The following is a 21,109-nucleotide window of genomic DNA, read 5'->3' as shown; positions in this document are numbered from 1 at the left end:
GGGAGTGGGCGTGCTCACAAGTGCCCTCTTTCGCGTCCTTCCGGGCGCCTGTTCAGGGACTCTGAATTGTTTTGTCGCCCGAGCGGTAGTTATCAATGTTTTCCTGAGGAAGGAACAATCTGGCGGCGAACCAACACGTCGCCAGTGATGCGAAAAACACGCCCGACAACTCCATCAGATAATCCGAAATCCCGCCGCCCTTAATGTCTTCGTCGAACACCACGAGCAAGACAAAACAAAACACCCATCCGGTGGCGACACAGGCACCCGCCAGTGCCACCCGCCAACAGTTCGCCGTCGTCCTCCTGACCTTCAGCAATGAAATTGCCCCTGCCACTATTAAAAAGGGCAGGAGGAAAATCAGTTGCGCAAGAAATGGCGCTAATAACGGCATTAGAACCAGTTCGCCTCCCCTGACCTCGCCCAAGAGTTTCGGGGTATTGACCAAGTGAGCAAGCAGAGTGAAGGTCTTGATGATCCCCCCAATGAATCCCAAAACGAACGGGCATAAAAGAAACGCCAGAAAAACCCTGCGGTGTGGATACCCCGTCTTACTCATGGTGCGCAACCCTGGCTTTTCGAAAGACCCAGCAATTTACAGCCATATTCGACCCTTGAGTCGTAATTCAAAATAATCACGCCACCATCGACGCCCTGTTTGTCGCCAATAAACGGGTTGAGTGATGTATCTGTTGCGTACTTGCCAACCGTTTGAAAGAACGTGTGATCACCCAGAAACTTCTCATGAATGGTCTGCAACAACGACTGCTCGTTCTTCAATTGTTTGATATCCCAGCCTGCCGGATCCGTAGCGTTTTTATTGTAGAGGTCCTTGAAGTTATCAAACCCGCCCGTAATCAACGCATCGCCAGCCGCTTTACGCCAGTCATAAACAGGCGCCAGGAACCAGCCCAGACCGAAGCTGAGGAACGATGCATTGCCATCTGCGCCCAAACCGGTCAACAGCGCTCGGGAAACGGTCTCAGCCCCTCCAAACCATGACGCGCCTATTCCAAGTTGTTGCTCATACACATTGCTCGCACCGAAAAAGTTGGCTCGGTTGTCGATCGTGTTCAGATAGGTCACCAGACGATCGGAAGCACCTTGGGTGTTGTAGAGATAGTCAAAGGTCGTTTGCGATGTACGTGCCACGTCTTTGTGCATGACATTCCACGCATCCTGCATGGCAATGTATTTGAGCGCCGAATTGACCGCCGTGCGGCAGCCATCACTTTGAGGGGCCTTGTCACACATGCTACGCATTTCCGAATCGAGAAATTCGCTCAGCTTTTCGGCCTTGGCGATGGCAGCGTCTTTCTGTTCCTTCGTCGTGCAGGTTTTGCCATTGAGGCAATTTTCGACTTCCTCAAAGGCTTGGTGAGACAGATAGTTGTAAAGCGTTCCATTGGCTGCCACCGAAGCGGCGATACCCACATCGCCCCCGGAAGCGGCAGCGCCCAACACCCCCACTATTTGTGAGACGGCCAGTAGATTGGCCTGCGCCTGAATGTATTCAGGAGTTCCCGGAACATAATTTTCCGGCAAGAGCTTATCGCCCAGCAATCCGACCAGAAACTCGTTGGCACCACCGGCAAGCGCTCCGGTGCCGAAATCTCCGCCCATGGCTTTGGACACCAGACCGCCGAGTCCGGCGTGCAGGAGAATTTTTTCCAGACTGCCTTCGGGCAGTTTCAGGTCGCCAATTTCCCCAGCGCCCATGGCTGCGCCGATGCTGGCCAGCGTTCCGGCCGCAGAGCTGACCAGGTTGTCTTTGAAACTGCCTCCGTAGACGACGGTTTTGATCAACGCATCGGCAGTCACTTTGGTCGCCACGGCCTTGAGCCCCTCCGGCGTCAAAGTGATATTGCCCACATCGAACTTCATTCCCTGAGTAACGCCTGCAGTTGCCGCCGCCACGACGTAGCTTTTCAAGGCATCTTCGGACGTAACGTCCTTGAGCACTTTTCCAAGGTTACCGCGGTTATCGATCGTGCTGACCGTCGCTTTGGTTGCGGCGGTAATGGCGACTCCCTGCAACATTGCGTTCATGCCGGCCATCATCGGTCCGAGGATGGCAGCCATCGCGATGGCAATGATCAGTTGTGAAGCTGGCCCCAAGCCGGAGTTCTGGTATTTGAAAGACTCGTGAATCTCCTTGACCTGCCGCCAGTCCACATCGCCACGTTCTTCTGCCTGTTTAAGCCAGGCCATCTGCGGATCGGCCTTGACCATGGCATCAATGGACTCGCTGACCGTTTGCTGATTGACCTGCTTTACATCGATTTTCAGGCCATCGACCGCTTTGATGACGATGTCGCCCTTGGCAAACATCTGCGTCTGACGGAACGTTTCGTCGGTATTGCCCTTACCTTTGGAAGAGTTCCAGAACGCATTATTGTTGGTTTTCGTATGGCTCTCATCGTGCAGATCCTTCACGCCTTCAAAGACAATCTGCCCACCACTGTCCAACAGGATGTCGCCACCGCTGTTGAGTTTCGCGACCTGGAATCGTTGATCGCCGCCACTCACAACAGCCAGGTTGCCACCGGTCCTAATCTCACTGCCAACGTTCGTCACCTGCGTGACTTCGTCATGCTTCAATTTCTTTTTGCCAAAACTGCCTTTGTCTTTTTTGTCGTACAAAGAGTAGTCCGTGTCTTGTGCGGCAAGCACTTGAATATCGTTCTTCGCCACCAGATAGGCCTCATCGCCAGCGGTGATACGACTGGAGATCAGCGCCAAATCATTACCTGCGCGGATCGCGACATCACCACCGGCAGTGATCGTGCTGGCAATCTGTTTAACGTGGTCTTCCTGAGTCGTGAGTTTTTTGGTTTTTGAATAGGAGTGACTTTCATCAGCGGCTGAAGCAATCGTCACATCACCCTCTGCAACGAGGGTGAAATTGCGCTTGGCATTCATGTCACTGCCCACGGCGGCAAAGTCACGGCCCGCGCTCATCAAGATATCGCGTCCGGCATTGATGCTGGATCCGTACTGCGTGATGGAGCTGCGTTGTTCCTTGCCGCCACTGTCAACGCTCAGCTGTTGGGCCGAAGCGATGGCGATATCTCGACTGGCCTCGATCCGCGTGTCTCCCCCGCTGGACATGGCCCCACCGATGCCAAGCACGTCCCGGCCCGAGAAGATGGTCAGATCATTGGCTGCTTCGATACGTGCAGCGCTATCAACGTAGTCACGTTGCTGGATTTGGCCCTTGTTGTTGAAGACCGTACTGTTGACCGTGCGCTCGTTGATGACGTCTCCGGTCAGCGTCACCATGGTGACATCGCGTCCGGAAATGACACCGCCTGATTTATTGATGATGTCATGGGTGGCGAGCAGCCCCAGCCGATTCCCCGCCTCAATCAAGCCACTGTTGGTCAGGTCTTGCCCGGCACTGGCCGCCAGATTGTTGGTAGCGCGCAACGTTCCTGCGTTGGTCAGGTTCTGGCCCGCGATCAGGTCAACATCATTGCCCTGGATCAGTGCACCGTTCGGCGCCAGACGGTTATCGGCATGGGCTAGATACAAGACAGGCACGAGCACCTTCTCACCGTTCACTTCGTGCTCTTCGAGCCAGACGATGTCGTGGGTCAGTGCCGCCACTTGCTGGGCGGTCAAGGTCACGCCCATCGACAGGTTGAGTTCATTCTTGCTGGCGATGGCGTTGTTCATCAGGTACTTGAACATGGCTTCGTCAGAGGTCTGGCCGTCGATGAAGCGCTGGCCGGTGCGGGCGACCACGGCTTGTTGCACCAGGCGCTGTTCAAACAGACCATCGCCCAGACGCTTGGCGCTGTTGTCGGGGTCGTAGCCGAGTTTGTCGAGCAAGTAATCCGAACTCATGAACTGCTTGAGATCGGTCAGCACCGGGTTGGTCTCGATCAGATATTTGTGCGGGTTGGAACGCACGCTGGTGTCAGGCAAGCCCTGTACGCGCGGTACGTCGAAGGCGCCGTTGCCACGCGTTGGCAGCAGCACACCTACTGGTCCGTCAGTAGCAGTTGCGCCGACGTTGAACTGCGCCGTTCTGTCGTTGAGATTCAGTGAGGCTGCATCACTCAGTGCCAGGTCGCGTTTTTTCATCGAGACCGGATCGTCTTTGTCGATCTGGAAATCGGTGGCATGCCTGACCGGCATTCCGCCTGTGTGGCCGGACGGTGCGGCAGTGATCGAGCCGATAGTCCAGTCTTTAGCCGCAACAGTCGTCTGTTCGCTACCGTCCTTGCGGCTGAGTCGGAACAGGCCGTTATCGCCGGTTGGCAAGGTGAAGCCCGGCAGGGCCAGCGGATTGACTTGCTGTTGAGCCAGATCCGGCGGCAACTGCGGATTCAAGAACACCACGGTGGGTTTGGCAGAGTTCTTAACCCCTGTATCAGCCGTGTCTTTTACCGTGCCACCAAAATTGGTGTACGGGTTCAGGTTGCCGTTGTTGATCGTGGTTTTGGCGTTGATCTGGACGGCTTGGCCGGCCTGAACGATCGAGGAAACGCTGCCGCCGCCGTTGGTGAAGATCCTGCTGTCGTCTTTGAGTTGACCAGCGAGAATCGACGCAGGCACAGCAACCTCAGGCCCTACTCCATACTTTGTATTGATCGTTGTGGTCAGTTGCTTGTCCAGGTCTGTGGATTCCCAATGGGTTCCCCCCTTATCCGGCTCATGCACGCTTTTCCCGTAGCGATAAACGTATTTCGAGTTCCTCAGTGCATAGTCGTACAGTTCGTTGTCATACCCGTCTATCAAACTGCCTGGCACGTACGACAGCTTGAAAGTTCGCGAGCGCGTGAAGCTGCCCGACTGCAGCCCTTTATTATCAAAGGTATCCACGTCCAGCTTGATATTTTGTCCGGCCGATATCAGAGAGGCGATGTTTGAAAACGCACCGACGTTGGCAGTCAGGTTTCCGGCAACAGATAACGATGCCTGTGGTCCGGTGATCGTAGATTGCGAGTCAAAACTTTCTTTCACGTAGAAAGTATTGTCACGCCAGTTAAAAGTGATGTCGCCAGAGACGAATTTCTCTTCGCCAATCACACCCTCGGTCTTGTTATTGAAACTATTGGCCGACAGCGAAAAATCACCATCCACATTGATCGAAGCCGCGAAGTTATTAACGCTGTTCGCACGCCCGCCGTATTGCCCGCCAATCGTCAAATTGCCAATGCTGTAAACGTCACCGGTCTGGTTGGTGAAGTCGTTTACCAGCAGATTCATGTTGCCGCCGCTGAACACCAGGCCGCGGTTATTTACCAGATTTGCAGTCCTGATTGTCAGATCCTGCGCAGCCCCCAACGTACCGGTGTTGCTCACCGCACCGGCGTTGATCGTCATCGCATAGTTTGAAGTCAGTCGTCCGCCGGCATTGTTCAGCAGGCCACCGACGTTAACGGTGGTCAGGCCACCACCGCCGATACTGGAAGCACCGGTCAAGCCAAGTTGCGCAGCATTGAAGGTCATATCACCCAGGCTGCTGACACGACCATTGCCGCCGTAATTCCCGGACAGCTGGATATCCAGACTGCCGTCACTGGCGATCAAACCTTCGTTGCTCCAATTGCCGCCACGCCCCACCAGTTGATTGGAAGCCAGCAACTGCCCGCTAGCAGTCTGCACAAAGTTGCCGACATTCACCGTCAACCGCCCCGCCTGAATCACGCTGCTGTTGGTCCAGCTGTCGGCGTTCAGCGTCAGGCCGCCACGGGTCACCAGCGAGCCGCCGGCGTTCATCACGTTGGCGGTGGAGATGCCGAATTCACCCAGACCGACATGCGTCAGCGAACCGCCGGCATTGAGGAAGCTCGGTGCCGCGAGGGTGAAATCAGTGTTGGCGGTTTCCACCAGACCATTACGGTTATCGAACAGGCTGCCAATCTGGAAGTCGGTTTTGCCGCTGGTGCCGAGCGCGCGCAATTTGCCGCCCTGGTTGTCGAGGCTGGCCGCGCGAATCGCCAGTGTGCTGGCGCTTTCGATCAAGCCACTGCGGTTGCTCAGGTTGCCGTCGACACCCAGCTCGATGCTGCTGCCGCTGATCTGACCGCTGTTGTTGTTCATCGAACCGGCGATGGTTTTCACCGCGCCTTTGGCATAGATCCCGCCGCCGCTGTTGTCGAGAGTGTTGCCGCCGGCGTTGAGCAGGATGTTGCCGGTGTTGGCGGCGATTCGCCCGCCGTCGCTGTAGATACCGCCCAGTGCCTGCAGGTCGAGGCGACTGCCTTCGATCTTGCCGCCCTGACCGTTGCGCAACATGCCGCTCAATCGGGTTTGCAGCAGACCTTTGAGGCTTGAAAGCACCCCGCCACGGCTGTCGAGGCTGGCGGCGGTGAGGGTCAGGTCGCCGTTCTGGGCGATGATTTTGCCGCCCTGGTTGTCGATGGCGCCAGTGCCCGTGATCACGGTCAGCGCGGTCATGCTTTGCACCGCGCCTTTGTCGTTGTTCAGTGCGGCGGCGGTGAGGGTTACACCGGCATCGCGGCTGGAGATCAAGCCATCGTTTTCATTATGCAGCGTGCCGCCAGCGGCGATATCCAGTTGATCTTTGGCCGACAGAGTGCCGCGTTGACTGTTATTCAGATCGCCGCTGGTAAACAGGCTCAGCAGGGTCTGGCTGATCAATTGCCCGCTGCGGTTATCAATGCTTGTGGAGCGGTTGATCAAGAATGCGCCGGTACTGCCCAGAGTCCCATTGATATTGATGAGAGCACCGAGCAGGTCGAGGGTGACGCTGTCATCGCCAACCAGACTGCCGCCGGTGTTGTTCAGCTGCGTGCCAGTGAAATTCAGGGCTTTTGTGGCGCTGATTCTACCGGAGGTGTTGTCCAGCGTGGCGGCACGGATAACCAGTGCGTCGCCACTTTCGATCAATCCACCCGCAGTGTTGCTGATGTTGCCGCCGCTGATGGTCAACGTTTGCTTGCCGCCGCTCGTGACGATGCCGTTGCTGTTGTCCAGACTGGTAGCCTTGATGCTCACCTCGCCTTTGCCGCCCACGCCCCCATTGCTGTGGTTGATCAACGCTCCACTGAGGTCGATGCTGGTGTCGCCGAGCAGACTGGAGACGGTGCCTTCGCGACTGTTATCGAGCGTGCCGCCTGTAAGGGTGACCCCGTTCCAGCCCGAAATCAGTCCACCCTGGTTTTTCAGTTCGGCAGCCGTGAGGCTCAACTGATCGTTGCTGATCAGGTTGCCGCCACGGTTGTCGAAGCGGTTGCCGGTGAGGCTGAAGCTGTTGACGCTGGAGATTTCGCCCTGCTGGTTATTCAGGTCACGCAGGGTGGCGATGCTCAGCACGCCTTTGCTGTTGATCACGCCGTTCTGGTTATTCAGGTCGCGCAGATGGGCAATGCTCAACCCGCCTTTGCTGCTGATCACGCCGTCCTGGTTGTTCAGGTCCTGCGCGCTGGCGCCCAGGTCAATGTTCAGGCCTGAGACGCCGACCAGCGTGCCGCCCTGATTGTTCAGGCCGGTGCTGTTGAGGGTCAGTTGTTGTGCGGCGCGGATGCTGCCTTTGTTGGTGTTTTTCAGCAGGCCATCGACAGTCACCTCGATATCGCTGTCACTGAGCAATACACCGCCGTCGCTGTTATCCAGACTCGCCGCGCGAACCTGCAACGCCGCAGCGGCAATCGTGCCATTGATCGAGGTCAGCGCGTTGTCGAGGGTCAGGGTGAGTTTCTGGTTGCTCAGCAATTGGCCGCCGCTGTTGTCCAGCGACTTGGCGATCAGTTCAAAAGCCTTGTCGCTGGAAATCTCGCCGTCACTGTTGTTCACCTCGGAGAGGTTTTTCAGCCGCAACTCGTCCGGCGCGTTGATCACGCCGCCCTGATTGTTCAGCGCGCCGCCGTTCAGATCGACACTGACGGTGCCGCCGCTGAACAGTTTGCCGCCCTGCTGGTCGAGGCCTTGTAGATTGGCGGTCAGCGTCTTGCCCGCGCCGAGGCTGCCTGCGGTGTTGGTCACCTGACCGGCATTGATCTCAACGTGGTCGGCCGCGTAAATATTCGCTTGGCTGTTGTTGAGTTCGCCAGTGCTGATGTTCAGGTTGGCTTTGCTGCTGAGCACACCCTTTTGCTGGTTATCCAGCGCGCTGCTGTTGAGGGTGAGATCGCCGTCGGTCAGCAGTTTGCCGCCCTGGTTGCTGACGGCGCCGCGCGTGTCGACGGTCAGCGCTTTGGCGCTGGAGACAGTACCGGCGTTGTTGTTGAGAGTTTGCGCGGTAATCGCCAAGGCGCCTTCGTTGACGAGGCTGCCCTGTGCATTGTTCAGATCCCCGGAGAGATTGATCGCAAGGTCTTTCTGGCTACTCAGGCGTCCACTGTTTTCCAGCGTCTTGCCGGTCAGCGTCAGCCCGGTGTCACCGGACAGCAGGCCTTTGTTGCGGTTGATGACGTCATTGACGGTCAGCGCCAGATTGCCGCCGGCGAGCATGTAACCGCTGTCACTGTTATCGAGCCACGCGCCGATCAGGCTGACATCGGCCTTGCTCGACAATTCGCCGCTGCGGTTGTCGACGCGAGCGACGTTGAGGTTCAGCGCTTGGGTTGAACCGATCAGACCTTCCTGACGGTTATCCAGACTGGCGGCGGTGATCGTCAGACCGTTGTCGGCGATGACCACGCCGTTCTGGTTATCGAACATTGCGGTGACGCTGAAATCGGCATCACCGCGCACGCGAATGTCGCCGCCGCTGTTGTTCAGACTGTCGCTGCGGCTGTCGAGGCTGGCGGAGGCGATCAGGCCTTTGACGTTGCTCAGCGCACGCTCGATGACCAGGGTGAGCTTTTCGTTGCTCAGCAGTTTGCCGCCGTCGTTGTTCAGGCTTTGTGCGTTGACGCTCCAGGCCTTGGCGGCGGAAATTTCGCCGGCACTGTTGTTGACGTCCTTGAGGTTTTTCAGCAGCAACTGGCCCGGCGTATGGATGTTGCCGCGCTGGTTATTGAGCAGACCATTGTTCATGTCCAGGGTCAGCTCGCCGTTGCTGAACAGCTCGCCGCCGTCCTGCGCCAGCGAGGTCACCGAGACTTCGAGTCTCTGCTGACTGCCGAGGCTGCCACCGGAGTTGTCCAGGTGCGCGGCGGTCAATAATAGTGAGCCATCGGTGGCGATACTGCCGCCCTGTCGGTTCTTCAACTCGCCGGTAGTCAGGGTCGAATCGGCCTTGGCGCTGATGATGCCGTTGTCGCTGTTATCCAGACTGCCACTTTTAAAGGTCAGGCCTTTCTGCGAAACGATCAGGCCGCCCTGACTCAGCACGGATCCGCTGGCGGTCAGCGCCATCGCTTCAAGGCTCGACAGTTTGCCCAGACGGTTGTCGAGGCTGCCGGCGGTAAGGGTCATCTGCCCTTCGCTGCTGATCAGGCCTTGCTGGTTGTCCATGGCCTCGTCGAAGGTCAGCCCGAGGGTGTTCTGGCTGACGATGCGCCCGCCGACGTTACTCAGACCGATGCCGCTGAGGGTGCTCGCGCCTTTGCTGAAAATCAGGCCGTTGGTGGCATTGATGATCTGCGCTACTTTCAGCGCCAGCGTGGTGTCGGACAGCACCTTGCCGCCGTCGCTGTTGTCCAGGCGCGAACCGTTGATGTGCAGGTCCAGCTGGCTGGAGAGTGTGCTGGCGCGGTTGTCGATCTGCTCGACGTTGACGGTCAGGGTTTTGAGCGAGCCAACCAGGCTGTCCTGATGACTGTTGAGGGTTTGGCCGGTCAGCAGCAGATTGCCTTCGGCAACCAGTTCACCGTGCTCTTGATTGAGGCTGTCGATGTTGGCGTCGATATCACCTTTGGCAGAGATTCGTCCGCCATCGTTGGTCACGGCTTTGGCTTTGAGGCTCAACAGACCGGTCGAGGTCAGCAGGCCGCCATTGCTGTTGTTCAGCGTATTGCCTTCGAAGGTCAGCGCCGTCTTGCTTTCGAGGCGACCCTTGTCGCGGTTGTCGAGCTCACTGATCAACAGTTTTGCTGCCTGATCGGCACGCAGGGTGCCGCCACGGTTGTCGGTGTTGGCGCTGCTGACGGTCAGGGTGTCGAGGCTGGAAATCTTGCCGGCGCGGTTATCCAGGCGCGTAGCCTGCACGTCCATGGCACCGTTGGCCTGGATCAGGCCCTTGTTCTGGTTGTTCAGTTGCTCGCTGATCCGCGTGGTCAGCGTGCCTTCGCTGGTCAACTGGCCCTGCTGGCTGTTGTCGAGCTGTTGGGCTTTTACCAGCAAGGTCTGTTTGGCGCCGATCTTGCCGGTGCGGTTGTTGATTGCGCCGAGGGCGCTGATGTCGAGCAGGCGGCCAGCGCTCATCAGGCCGGCAACGTTGTCCAGCGAGGTGACGTTGAGGACCACGTCGGTCTGGCTGCTGAGTTCGCCGCTGCTGTTGATCAACTGCCCGATGCTGGCGGTGAGGCTGGCATTGCTGTTAATCACGCCTTGGTTGTTGAGCACCTGCGCGGCGTTGAGGTTCAGCGTGCCGTTGCTCTGCACCTTGCCGGCGTTGCGGTTGTCCAGCGTACCGGCGCTGATCGCAGCGGTTTGGCCGCTGAGCGTGCCGCCCTGGTTGTTCAGGGTTTGCGCGGTGTTGATGGTCAGGTTGCGGCTGGCGGTGAGGCTTTTGCCGGTGTTGTCGAGGTTCTGCGCAGTGAGGCTCAGATCGCCGCTGGTATTGCGGCTGCCGTCGGCGTAGACGCCGGCATCGATGGCGCCAGCGTTGGTCAGTTGGCCGCCCGCGCTGAGGTTGATGCTGTCGCGGGCCGCGAGGGTCTGGCGGTTGGTCAGGTTGCCTTGGGTTTGCACATTGAGCGCAGTGCCGGCGTAAACCGGGCCGCGCGCGTCGAGGCTGGCGGCCTTGACGTTGACCGCGCCAGTGGCCGAGGTGTCGGCCAGACTCAACTGACCATTGGCATCCAGTTGAATATCACCGCCGCTGGTAATCAGCTTGCCGTCGAGTTTCACCCCGACCCCGGCCTCGGTGCCGACCAGTTTGATCGCGCCAGCGTACATACCACCAAGCGCCGAAGAGTCGATGGCCAGTTGCGGTTTGCCGCTGCCGTCATCGGCGCGGGCGGTGGCATTCAGGGTTTGTGCGTTGACGTCGTTGCGACCGGCAACAATCGTCAGGTTCTGCGCCTGAATCTCGGCGTTGATCTTTGCGCTGCGGGTAATGATTTCGAAACGGTCGACGTTGGTCGCATTAAGCCCCGCCCCCTCGATGGCCACCGACCCCTGATCGACCTGAAAGCGATCCAGTCGGCCGTTATCGAGTACAGGTTTGCCGGTAGTCAGCGTGACGCGCGGCGAGTTGATAAAACCGCAACCGTTGCAGGTAATGCCATACGGGTTGGCGACGATCACCCGCGCCGACTGCCCCGCCACTTCGGTGTAGCCGCGCAACTGGCTCGGGTTGCCGCTGATGACTTCGTTGAGAATCGCCTGTGCCGAACCGCTGTTTTTCAGGTTCGGGTTGTCGATGATATGCCCGCCCAGCTGGGTGAGATTGTTCTGCGTCGAGCCGTTGTTGAGGATCAGCCCCTGCGCACCGACGTTGTAGTCGTGGAACTGGTTATGCGACAGGCCGCTGGCATTGGGCGTAGCGATGTTGATGATCGGCACGCCATTGCCGGCGCGATCCAGCGAGGTATTGGGGTTGGCCACCACGATGCCGTCGGCCTGCGCCCACATCGGTTGCCAGAACATGACGTTCGCCAGGAGAAACGCCAGCCCGCGCTTGGGCATGCCAAGGAATGATTCGCGGGTTTTCACGGCAGCAGCAGGCTGACGAGCAAGGAAGGCGTACAAGGGAACGTCCATGTTTAAAGTCTCTTTGCAACGGGCAAGTTGATCGGGGCAATCGACAGGCAAAGCAATCCCTACCCGGCAAAAATCAGGGTGCCGGCAGAGTGAAAGAAACAAATGGGGATAAATGCGCGTTTCGGTCAGAACGTCCGAAACGATGCGAAAACAATCGCAGTGCAGACTGCGAAAAGTCTGTTCGATCCCTCGAAAGCGCACATTGATATCAATGTGATGGCGCGATGGTAGATTGCCATCATTCTGGCGTCAATAAGCCGTAACAAGGCTTTTGGGGGGACCGCTCTAGAACGCGGGTTTACGGGACATCATTGAAGTTTTGCCGAAAATCGCGACTTATCGGTCACACAAGTCGATGCGCATCAGGTGCATTGCACTGAACTTTTCCAGGCCAGCAGCCCTCAACCTATCAACCCGCCTTGACCGGAACTGAGGCCGTCCTCCATGAAAATCCTTAACACACTATTGATCGCCACCACCCTTGCCTGCGCCCTGCCCGTCTGGGCTTGTACGCCGGAAGAAGCCACCGCCAAACGCGAACAACTGGCCAAGGAGGTCGCCAAGCTCACCGAACAGAATCCGGACAAGGCCAAGGAGATCAACGCCGAGTTACAGAAGATGGATCTGGGTACGGCCAGTGCGGACCTGCCGGATAAATGCCAGTTGATTGATCAGCGGTTGAAAGAGTTGGGCACGGCTGAGAAAAAAGCCGAAAGCTAAAAGCCAGATCAAAAGATCGCAGCCTGCGGCAGCTCCTACACCGATCCCTGCAGGAACGGCCGAAGGCTACGATCCTTCGCCCTTGAAAATGCATTTGTGCATTAATTTATTTGCATTAACGCATATCCATGACTACGGTTACATCGAGCAACGAGATCGGAACCCGCCATATGACATGGCACCCCTGGAATACCGATCGCTCTGCGACACCGCAACACCCATACAAGCTGGACGCTTGTTTTCACTCATGGAGGATTGAAAAATGTTAACCACAGAAGCAACGCAATTCACCGGCGAATCTTTGCCAAGGTGCCTGGTCAGCAATTTGCTCGACCCGCAACTGGTCGACGTCGAGGCCGCTGAACAGCTCAGCGCCCTCGCCGCCGGCAGCCTCAACTTCAATATGCAGAAACAGACCCAGACCAACTGGTGCTGGGCCGCCGTTTCCGCCTCGGTCGGCAACTATTACGGCACCGGCAACTGGACCCAGTGCGGCGTGGCCAGCACCCAGCTCGACCGCAATTGCTGCAATCAGCCGGGGCCGTGCAACGTCTACGGCTATCTGGATTCGGCGCTGCAAACCACCCGTAGCTACAACGGCATGAATCAGGGTTCGCTGCAGATGTCGGCCATTCAGAACCAGATCAGCATGGGCCGCCCGGTCGGCCTGCGCTGCGCATGGTACGGCGGCGGTGCGCACTTCCTGACGATTTACGGCACCAATGGCGATTATGTGCTGGTGGCGGATTCGATCTACGGCTATTCGACCCGTGCGCTGAACGCGTTCCCCCGCGCCTACAACGGCGGCGGCAATTGGACTCACACCTACTTCACCGTGAAAAACTAGGAGGGCGACATCATGCAACTGACTTATCCAAAGGCGCCTTCCAACGGCGTACAGACCTTGCGCCCGGCTCTGCAAGCTGCATTGCAAACCCAGGGCTTTGGCGCTAATCGCCAATTCGCCAACGCAGCACCTGCGAAGATCAGCCTCAGTGAGGCCTATCGCGGCTACTCGCTGAATCTGGAAGACCTGAGCCACGGCAAAGGTCTGAAAGATGCCCGTCTCGGCGACTGGCATTACCTGGTGTTTGCCGACGGCGTGACGATTGCCGATGCACAGTTGGCCGAGGTGCGCGGGCATGTTGAGTTCGCCTCGCTCAATCACGGCAACCTTGCCGCCGCCACCGTCGGCGCGCTGAAACTGGCGGAACAGGCGTCGCAGCTAAAGGGTAAAACCGTCGAACTGCGTGTGTTGTTTGTCTCGGCGCTGCACGTTGTGGCGATATGGCTGCACGCCGATGGCGAAGATGTGCTGATCCCGATCGAGCCGACGCCCAAGGAACTGGCGAGTCCCGGGTTGTACAGCGAAACTGCGTTGCTGGCGCAGTTGAAGCCGGCGGCCGATCAGGCCAAGCGGCGCTTTGATGCCGACACCAGTGGCCAGCTCGGCAACTGATCGACGAAAAAAACCCGGACATTGTCCGGGTTTTTTTATGCACGCCTGGAAAACTTACTCAGCCGCTGGCTCGGCCGGCTTGCGGCGCTTGAGCGGCGCCATGCCGTCGCTGCTCACCAACGAGTCCGGCTTCGGACGGTTGGCGCTCTTGCGCTTGGTCGGCGTCTTGGCGGCAGTTTTCTTCTTGTCACCCTTGGCGTCAGTCTTTTTCTTCTTCACGCCGACGGCTTTGCCCGAAGCCTTGACCTTTTTCGGCCCACCGTAGGTGCCTTTGACTTCCTTGATGGTGCGGCGCTCGAAGCTTTGCTTCAGGTAGCGCTCGATGCTCGACATCAGGTTCCAGTCGCCGTGGCAGATCAGCGAGATCGCCAGACCGTCGTTACCGGCACGACCGGTACGACCGATGCGGTGCACGTATTCGTCGCCGCTGCGTGGCATGTCGAAGTTGATCACCAGATCCAGACCATCAACGTCCAGACCACGGGCCGCGACGTCGGTAGCGACCAGAATCTTCACGCCGCCCTGCTTCAGACGGTCGATCGCCAGTTTGCGATCCTTCTGGTCTTTCTCGCCGTGCAGCACGAACGCTTTGTATTCCTGAGCCACGAGGCGGCCGTAGATGCGGTCGGCCATGGCGCGGGTGTTGGTGAAGACGATGGCCTTCTGATAGGTCTCGTTGGCCAGCAGCCAGTTCACAATCTGCTCTTTGTGCTGATTGTGGTCGGCGGTGATGATTTGCTGACGGGTTGTCGAGTTCAGTTGGCTGACCGCGTTGAGCTGCAGGTGCTCAGGGTTGTTCAGCACCTTGCCGATCATGTCGCGCAGGCCGGAACCACCGGTGGTGGCGGAGAACAGCATGGTCTGCTGACGGTTCGGGCATTCGTCGACCAGACGCTGGACGTCTTCGGCGAAACCCATGTCGAGCATGCGGTCGGCTTCGTCGAGCACCAGCACTTCGACTTCTTTGAGGTCGAGGTTGCCGGCGTTGAGTTGCTCGATCATCCGGCCCGGGGTGCCGATAAGGATGTCCGGCACCTTGCGCAGCATCGCGGCCTGGACCTTGAAGTCTTCACCGCCAGTGATCAGGCCGGACTTGATGAAAGTGAACTGCGAAAAGCGCTCAACTTCCTTCAACGTCTGTTGGGCCAGCTCGCGGGTCGGCAGCAGGATCAGCGTCTTGATGCTGACGCGGACCTTGGCCGGGCCGATCAGGCGATTGAGGATTGGCAGAACGAAAGCGGCGGTTTTGCCGCTACCGGTTTGCGCCGTCACCCGCAGATCACGCCCTTGGAGCGCCAGCGGGATGGCCGCGGCTTGCACAGGCGTTGGCTCGACAAATTTCAGCTCGGCCACAGCTTTAAGCAGGCGTTCGTGCAGGGCGAATTGGGAAAACACGGGTGCTACCTCGAAGATATGCAAAAAAACAGCTGCATAGGTTACCGGTTTCGAGCGCTCAGGCCGAGTTTCTTTATACAAACGGACGTAATCAGTGGCTTTTTTGTTGCTCGATTTGTCTCCAACGGTAATACACGGCGTCTTAAATGCTCTAATCGCCTATCGCGTCCTACAGAAGAATCGTTGCTCATATGGATTTCAAACAGCTCTGGCTCAACGCCCAGGACCTCTGGGGCACCCTCGAACAACATCCGCTTTTGCAGGCGGGCCTCGCCCTGACGCTGCTGCTGGTGTTCGCGCTGGTGCTCGGACGAGTGGCGCGTTACCTGATCCTGCACGCCAGCCGCATGCTCGGTCGCCAGCCTGCGCTGCACTGGATCAATGACTTTCGCCACAACAAGGTGTTTCAGCGCCTGGCGCAGATGACGCCATCGCTGGTCATTCAGTTCGGCCTGCACCTGGTACCGGAACTAAGCAAGACCGCCATGACCTTCCTCGGCAATGTGGCGTTGTCGTTCACCATTCTGTTCCTGCTGCTCTCGGTCAGCGCCCTGCTCAATGCCCTGCTCGACATCTATGCACGCACCGAACACGCCCGTACGCGTTCGATCAAAGGCTATGTGCAACTGGCGAAAATGGTCTTGTACGTGTTCGGCGCGATCATCATCGTCGCCACGTTGATCGACCGCTCGCCGCTGTTGCTGCTGTCCGGTCTGGGTGCGATGTCGGCGGTGATTCTGTTGGTCTACAAGGACACTCTGCTGTCGTTCGTCGCCAGCGTGCAATTGACCAGCAACGACATGCTGCGGGTCGGCGACTGGATCGAAATGCCCCAGGTCGGTGCCGACGGCGACGTGGTCGACATCACCTTGCACACGGTCAAGGTGCAGAACTTCGACAAGACCATCGTTTCGATCCCGACCTGGCGGCTGATGTCCGAGTCGTTCAAGAACTGGCGCGGCATGCAGCAATCGGGCGGCCGACGGATCAAGCGCAGCCTGTTCATCGACGCCAGCGGCGTGCGTTTCATCCGCGATGACGAGGAAGAAAAGCTCTCCCAGGTGCACCTGCTCACTGACTACATGAGCCGCAAGAAAGCCGAGCTCAAGGCGTGGAACGAGGCCCAGGGCAATGTTGCGGCGATGTCGGCCAACCGCCGGCGCATGACCAATATCGGTACTTTTCGCGCCTATGCGTTGGCCTATCTGAAGAGTCATCCGGAGATTCAACCGAACATGACCTGCATGGTCCGGCAGATGCAGACCACGGCGCAGGGCATTCCGCTGGAAATTTACTGCTTCACCCGCACCACGGTGTGGGCCGATTACGAGCGGATTCAGGGGGATATTTTCGATTATCTGCTGGCGGTGCTGCCGGAGTTCGGGCTGAGCCTGTATCAGCAGCCGAGTGGCGGGGATTTGCGTTCCGGGTTGCTGCCGGCGGTGCTCGGCGCGGCGAGCATCCCCGAGCCGCAAAAACACCTGATGTAACCCAAAGATCAAATGTGGGAGCGAGCCTGCTCGCGAATGCAATGTGTCAGTCGTCCCATACTTATCTGACCCAACGCCTTCGCGAGCAGGCCCGCTCCCACAGGGGCTACGCGGTGGCTGGAGATTTGCGGATGCCCAACCGGCTGATCCAGACCGCAGCGAGGATGACGCTGCCACCCAGGAACAACCGCCCCAGTTCCTCATGCTGATTCCAGATCAGCAGATTCAGCAGCAACCCCACCGGCACATGCAGATTGTTCATCACCGCCAGCGTGCCACCGTTAACCATGCACGCGCCCTTGTTCCACCAGTACATGCCCAGCGCGGTCGAGACCAGGCCGAGGAACAGCAACACGCCCCACTGCAGCGGTGCTTCCGGGAGGAAGTTGGCTTTGCCGAACATCAGGAATGCAGGCAGCACCACCGCCAGCGCGCCGAGATAGAAGAAGCCGAAACGCCGGTAATGCGGCAGATCGCTCGGGTGCTTGGCCACCAGATGCTTGTACATCACCTGCCCTGCGGCGTAGGTGAAGTTGGCCAGTTGCAGCAGCAGGAAACCCATGAAGAAGTCCGGACTGATGCTGTCGAAACGAATCACCGCCGCCCCGCCCACCGCCACCAGCGCGGCAATCAGCGCCCATGGATTGAAGCGTCGGTTCAGCGCGTCTTCGATCAACGTCACGTGCAGCGGCGTGAGGATGGTGAACAGCAACACCTCCGGCACCGTCAGCACGCGGAAGCTCAAGTACAGGCAGACGTAAGTCACGCCAAACTGCAAGGCGCCGATCAGTAGCATGCCGCGCATGAACGAAGGCTCGACCGAGCGCCAGCGGGTCAACGGAATGAACACCAGCCCCGCCAGCACCACGCGCACCAGCACCGCGAAATAACTGTCGACGTGACCGGCCAGGTATTCGCCGATCAAACTGAAGGAAAACGCCTGGATCAGCGTGACAAAAAGTAGATAGCCCATGCTCGCCTCTGTTTTGAATGGCGGCGACGATAGCGGTTTTTGCACAAGACCGCGAACCCAAGGACAACACCGATTCCTGTGGGAGCGAGCTTGCTCGCGAAGGCCGTGTCAGTAAACATCGTTTCTGAATGAAATATCGCTTTCGCGAGCAAGCTCGCTCCCACAGGGATCTGATGACATTCAACGAATCCCAGGCAAAAAAAAGCCCGATCTCGCTAAAGCGTTCAATCGGGCTACAGCACTCAGGAGCAACAAGTGCAAAGGGAGGTTCGATGCGCGTAGAGCCTTGAAGGGGTTGCGCCAGGTCACTTAAACAATCGGCGATTATCTGGCGATTAACCTACCAAGCAACCTGGGACAGTTTGGCGTTGGCCTGATTCAGGCCTTTCTCCTGGAAGTCGCCACCCAGGTTCATACCTTCGGCGTGAATGAACGTCACGTCATTGATGCCGATGAAGCCCATGACCTGACGCAGGTAGGGTTCCTGATGATCCGCCGGGCCGCCGGCGTAGATGCCGCCGCGAGCGGTCAGCACGTAAGCCCGTTTGCCGCTGAGCAAGCCTTGCGGGCCGGTTTCGGTGTATTTGAAGGTCACTCCGGCACGCAGCACGTGGTCGAGCCAGGCCTTGAGTGTGCTAGGGATCGCGAAGTTGTACATCGGCGCGGCCATGACCAGCACGTCGGCGGCGAGCAGTTCATCGGTCAATTCGTTGGAGCGCTCCAGCGACGATTGCTCGTTGGCGTTGCGCTGCTCGGCAGGCTTCATCCAGCCGCCCAACAAATTGATGTCCAGGTGTGGCACCGGATTTACGGCGAGGTCACGTACGGTGATCTGATCGGCAGGGTGCGCCGCTTTCCACTGACTGATGAAGGTCTGAGTCAGTTGACGGGATACCGAGTCTTGCTGGCGGGCGCTGCTTTCGATGATCAGAACGCGGGACATGGTGTGTAGCCTCCATCCGAGAATGTTGTAGGTCGATGGAGTGAAGGTTAAACAGAGTTGAATCGATGAAAAAGCGCAAATAATTGCTGCAAAGCATCGAATAATTCGTTTAGATGTTGACGTATACCCTGTGGGAGCGAGCTTGCTCGCGAATTGGGCCGTATCAGTCGACATCATTGTTGAATGAAACACCGCTTTCGCGAGCAAGCTCGCTCCCACAAGGGTTCGCGGTGTTATTTCGGGGTGCAGCTCAGTTTGATGCGCAGCTTGATGATCTCGCGGGTGAACTTGGCCGTGGCGTTTTTGTGTTTGCCGGCCGGTACATCGATCGTGCGGGTGCGCGGTGCTTCCGGGCCATTGCTGAACACCGCTTTGCACGTCGCATCGACATCGCCGTAGTTGGCCACCCGAATCGAGCCGATGTCGTTATCGGTGTCGAAGGTCTCGTAATCGATCTTCATGCCGTTGAGCTCTTTCTGCACATCGATCGGGTACGCAAAAGCAGTCAGCGGAAGCAACGCCAGCACCACACAACAGAATTTTTTCATTCGGCAGTCTCCATGAGGGACGGCCAGCTTAGGACAAGAGGAGCTATTGATGAAAGCGCCCCGCGTGACCCTGGATCAATGGCGAACATTGCAGGCCGTGGTCGACCACGGCGGATTCGCTCAGGCCGCCGAGGCCTTGCACCGTTCGCAATCGTCGGTGAGCTACACCGTCGCCCGTATGCAGGACCAGCTCGGCGTGCCGTTGCTGCGCATCGACGGGCGTAAAGCCGTACTCACTGAGGCCGGCGGCGTGCTGCTGCGCCGCTCGCGGCAACTGGTGAAACAGGCCAGTCAACTGGAAGACCTCGCCCATCACATGGAGCAAGGCTGGGAAGCCGAGGTGCGGTTGGTGGTCGATGCGGCCTATCCGAGCGCACGGATCGTTCGCGCGCTGACCGCGTTCATGCCGCAGAGTCGCGGCTGCCGCGTACGTCTGCGCGAGGAAGTGTTGTCGGGTGTCGAAGAAGTGCTGCTCGAAGGCGTGGCTGATCTGGCCATCACCGGCCTGAGCATTCCCGGTTACCTCGGTGCGGAATTGAGTGACGTCGAGTTCGTCGCCGTCGCCCACCCCGATCACCCGCTGCATCGTCTCAATCGCGAACTGAGCTTTCAGGATCTGGAAACCCAGATGCAGGTGGTGATCCGCGATTCCGGCCGTCAGCAACCACGGGACGTCGGCTGGCTCGGCGCCGAACAGCGCTGGACCGTTGGTAGCCTTGCCACGGCCGCTACGTTTGTCAGCAGCGGCCTCGGTTTTGCCTGGCTGCCACGGCACATGATCGAGCGCGAGCTGAAAGATGGCTCGCTCAAGCTGCTACCGTTGGACAGGGGTGGCAACCGCAACTCCAGTTTTTATCTGTATTCGAATAAAGACAAACCGTTGGGCCCGGCTACGCAAATCCTCATCGAACTACTGCGCACCTTTGACACCTTGCCGCTGGACGCGCCGTTCGCCGCCCCAGAACAAGCCTGACACGGAGTTCACCGATGGCCTATTTCGAGCACGAAGGTTTCAACCTGCACTACGAGGAATATGGCCACGGCACGCCGTTGCTGCTGGTTCACGGGCTCGGTTCGAGCACGCTGGACTGGGAAATGCAGATCCCGGCCCTGGCCGCGCATTTTCGGGTGATCGTCCCGGATATTCGCGGCCACGGCCGCTCGGACAAACCGCGCGAGCGCTACAGCATTGCCGGTTTCAGTGCCGATATGCTAGCGCTGATCGAGCATCTGAATCTTGGCCCGGTGCATTACGTCGGGCTATCGATGGGCGGCATGATCGGTTTCCAGTTTGGCGTCGATCAGCCGCAATTGCTTAAAAGCCTGACCATCGTCAACAGCGCGCCCGAGGTCAAAATCCGCAGCCGCGACGACTACTGGCAGTGGTTCAAACGCTGGAGCCTGATGCGCGTGCTCAGCCTCGCGACCATCGGCAAGGCCCTTGGCGGCAAACTTTTTCCGAAACCCGAGCAGGCCGATCTGCGGCAGAAAATGGCCGAACGCTGGGCAAAAAACGACAAACGTGCTTATCTCGCCAGCTTCGATGCAATTGTTGGCTGGGGCGTTCAGGAACGACTTTCCCGAGTGACCTGTCCAACGCTCGTCATCAGCGCCGACCGTGATTACACACCAGTGGCACTGAAAGAAACCTATGTAAAGCTGCTGCCGAATGCGCGGCTGGTGGTGATCGCCGATTCGCGCCACGCCACCCCGCTCGATCAACCCGAACGCTTCAATCAAACGCTGCTGGAGTTTCTCGCCGCAGTCGATATTCAATCTCAGGATCACTGACCC

Annotated in this window: 12 protein-coding genes; 6 read left to right on the top strand and 6 right to left on the bottom strand. The window is 58.4% G+C overall.

Going from position 1 to position 21,109, the window contains the following annotated elements:
- Window positions 1–52 precede the first annotated feature (52 nt).
- Window positions 53–559, bottom strand: coding sequence for a hypothetical protein (locus ACZ0A4_RS02385; protein WP_463572921.1), 507 nt, complete (start codon window positions 557–559; stop codon window positions 53–55).
- A complete protein-coding gene (locus tag ACZ0A4_RS02380) occupies window positions 556–11,787 on the bottom strand; it encodes a two-partner secretion domain-containing protein (protein ID WP_463572920.1) in 11,232 nt (3,743 codons plus the stop codon). The genes ACZ0A4_RS02385 and ACZ0A4_RS02380 overlap by 4 nt, the downstream gene beginning before the upstream one ends.
- Before the next feature lie 444 nt (window positions 11,788–12,231).
- Here ACZ0A4_RS02380 and ACZ0A4_RS02375 point away from each other — a divergent pair, with 444 nt between their 5' ends.
- From ACZ0A4_RS02375 to ACZ0A4_RS02365, 3 genes are all read left to right on the top strand, one after another.
- The gene (locus ACZ0A4_RS02375; protein WP_463572919.1) at window positions 12,232–12,507 is read left to right on the top strand and encodes a hypothetical protein; all 276 of its coding nucleotides are present in this window, start codon (window positions 12,232–12,234) and stop codon (window positions 12,505–12,507) included.
- A 262-nt stretch (window positions 12,508–12,769) separates the two neighbouring features.
- Window positions 12,770–13,354 carry a papain-like cysteine protease family protein gene (locus ACZ0A4_RS02370; RefSeq protein WP_463572918.1) on the top strand — a complete coding sequence of 195 codons (585 nt, stop codon included), beginning with the start codon at window positions 12,770–12,772 and terminating at the stop codon, window positions 13,352–13,354.
- A 12-nt stretch (window positions 13,355–13,366) separates the two neighbouring features.
- Complete coding sequence (locus tag ACZ0A4_RS02365; RefSeq protein ID WP_463572917.1) at window positions 13,367–13,966, top strand: hypothetical protein; 600 nt, start codon at window positions 13,367–13,369, stop codon at window positions 13,964–13,966.
- 54 nt (window positions 13,967–14,020) lie between these two features.
- Here the strand turns inward: ACZ0A4_RS02365 and ACZ0A4_RS02360 are convergent, their stop codons facing one another.
- Complete coding sequence (locus tag ACZ0A4_RS02360; protein ID WP_007914470.1) at window positions 14,021–15,361, bottom strand: DEAD/DEAH box helicase; 1,341 nt, start codon at window positions 15,359–15,361, stop codon at window positions 14,021–14,023.
- 191 nt (window positions 15,362–15,552) lie between these two features.
- Here ACZ0A4_RS02360 and ACZ0A4_RS02355 point away from each other — a divergent pair, with 191 nt between their 5' ends.
- Window positions 15,553–16,851: a mechanosensitive ion channel family protein gene (locus ACZ0A4_RS02355; RefSeq protein WP_463572916.1), complete on the top strand. Its 1,299-nt coding sequence runs from the start codon at window positions 15,553–15,555 to the stop codon at window positions 16,849–16,851.
- 106 nt (window positions 16,852–16,957) lie between these two features.
- On the opposite strand, the gene ACZ0A4_RS02350 is transcribed toward ACZ0A4_RS02355, so the two are convergent.
- The 3 genes from ACZ0A4_RS02350 to ACZ0A4_RS02340 all read right to left on the bottom strand — a co-directional run bounded on the left by ACZ0A4_RS02350 (window position 16,958) and on the right by ACZ0A4_RS02340 (window position 19,315).
- The gene (locus ACZ0A4_RS02350; protein WP_463572914.1) at window positions 16,958–17,824 is read right to left on the bottom strand and encodes a carboxylate/amino acid/amine transporter; all 867 of its coding nucleotides are present in this window, start codon (window positions 17,822–17,824) and stop codon (window positions 16,958–16,960) included.
- A 340-nt stretch (window positions 17,825–18,164) separates the two neighbouring features.
- Window positions 18,165–18,767 carry an FMN-dependent NADH-azoreductase gene (locus tag ACZ0A4_RS02345; RefSeq protein ID WP_463572913.1) on the bottom strand — a complete coding sequence of 201 codons (603 nt, stop codon included), beginning with the start codon at window positions 18,765–18,767 and terminating at the stop codon, window positions 18,165–18,167.
- Between the two features lie 233 nt (window positions 18,768–19,000).
- Window positions 19,001–19,315 (bottom strand): 3-phosphoglycerate kinase, encoded by a 315-nt coding sequence (locus ACZ0A4_RS02340; protein WP_463572912.1) that lies wholly within the window; start codon window positions 19,313–19,315, stop codon window positions 19,001–19,003.
- Window positions 19,316–19,364: 49 nt separating this feature from the next.
- Here ACZ0A4_RS02340 and ACZ0A4_RS02335 point away from each other — a divergent pair, with 49 nt between their 5' ends.
- Window positions 19,365–20,288, top strand: a complete 924-nt coding sequence (locus ACZ0A4_RS02335; RefSeq protein ID WP_007914443.1) for a LysR family transcriptional regulator — start codon at window positions 19,365–19,367, stop codon at window positions 20,286–20,288.
- A gap of 14 nt (window positions 20,289–20,302) precedes the next feature.
- Window positions 20,303–21,106, top strand: a complete 804-nt coding sequence (locus tag ACZ0A4_RS02330; protein ID WP_463572911.1) for an alpha/beta fold hydrolase — start codon at window positions 20,303–20,305, stop codon at window positions 21,104–21,106.
- Window positions 21,107–21,109 lie beyond the last annotated feature (3 nt).

The organism is Pseudomonas sp. AC172 (assembly GCF_979258595.1).
This window is presented reverse-complemented; position numbering and strand designations above follow the sequence as displayed.

Coding starts and splice junctions, on each gene's coding strand:
- ACZ0A4_RS02330 (WP_463572911.1), top strand. CDS start 20,303: ATGGCCTATTTCGAGCACGAAGGTTTCAACCTGCACTACGAGGAATAT.
- ACZ0A4_RS02340 (WP_463572912.1), bottom strand. CDS start 19,315: ATGAAAAAATTCTGTTGTGTGGTGCTGGCGTTGCTTCCGCTGACTGCT.
- ACZ0A4_RS02345 (WP_463572913.1), bottom strand. CDS start 18,767: ATGTCCCGCGTTCTGATCATCGAAAGCAGCGCCCGCCAGCAAGACTCG.
- ACZ0A4_RS02335 (WP_007914443.1), top strand. CDS start 19,365: ATGAAAGCGCCCCGCGTGACCCTGGATCAATGGCGAACATTGCAGGCC.
- ACZ0A4_RS02350 (WP_463572914.1), bottom strand. CDS start 17,824: ATGGGCTATCTACTTTTTGTCACGCTGATCCAGGCGTTTTCCTTCAGT.
- ACZ0A4_RS02355 (WP_463572916.1), top strand. CDS start 15,553: ATGGATTTCAAACAGCTCTGGCTCAACGCCCAGGACCTCTGGGGCACC.
- ACZ0A4_RS02375 (WP_463572919.1), top strand. CDS start 12,232: ATGAAAATCCTTAACACACTATTGATCGCCACCACCCTTGCCTGCGCC.
- ACZ0A4_RS02385 (WP_463572921.1), bottom strand. CDS start 559: ATGAGTAAGACGGGGTATCCACACCGCAGGGTTTTTCTGGCGTTTCTT.
- ACZ0A4_RS02365 (WP_463572917.1), top strand. CDS start 13,367: ATGCAACTGACTTATCCAAAGGCGCCTTCCAACGGCGTACAGACCTTG.
- ACZ0A4_RS02370 (WP_463572918.1), top strand. CDS start 12,770: ATGTTAACCACAGAAGCAACGCAATTCACCGGCGAATCTTTGCCAAGG.
- ACZ0A4_RS02380 (WP_463572920.1), bottom strand. CDS start 11,787: ATGGACGTTCCCTTGTACGCCTTCCTTGCTCGTCAGCCTGCTGCTGCC.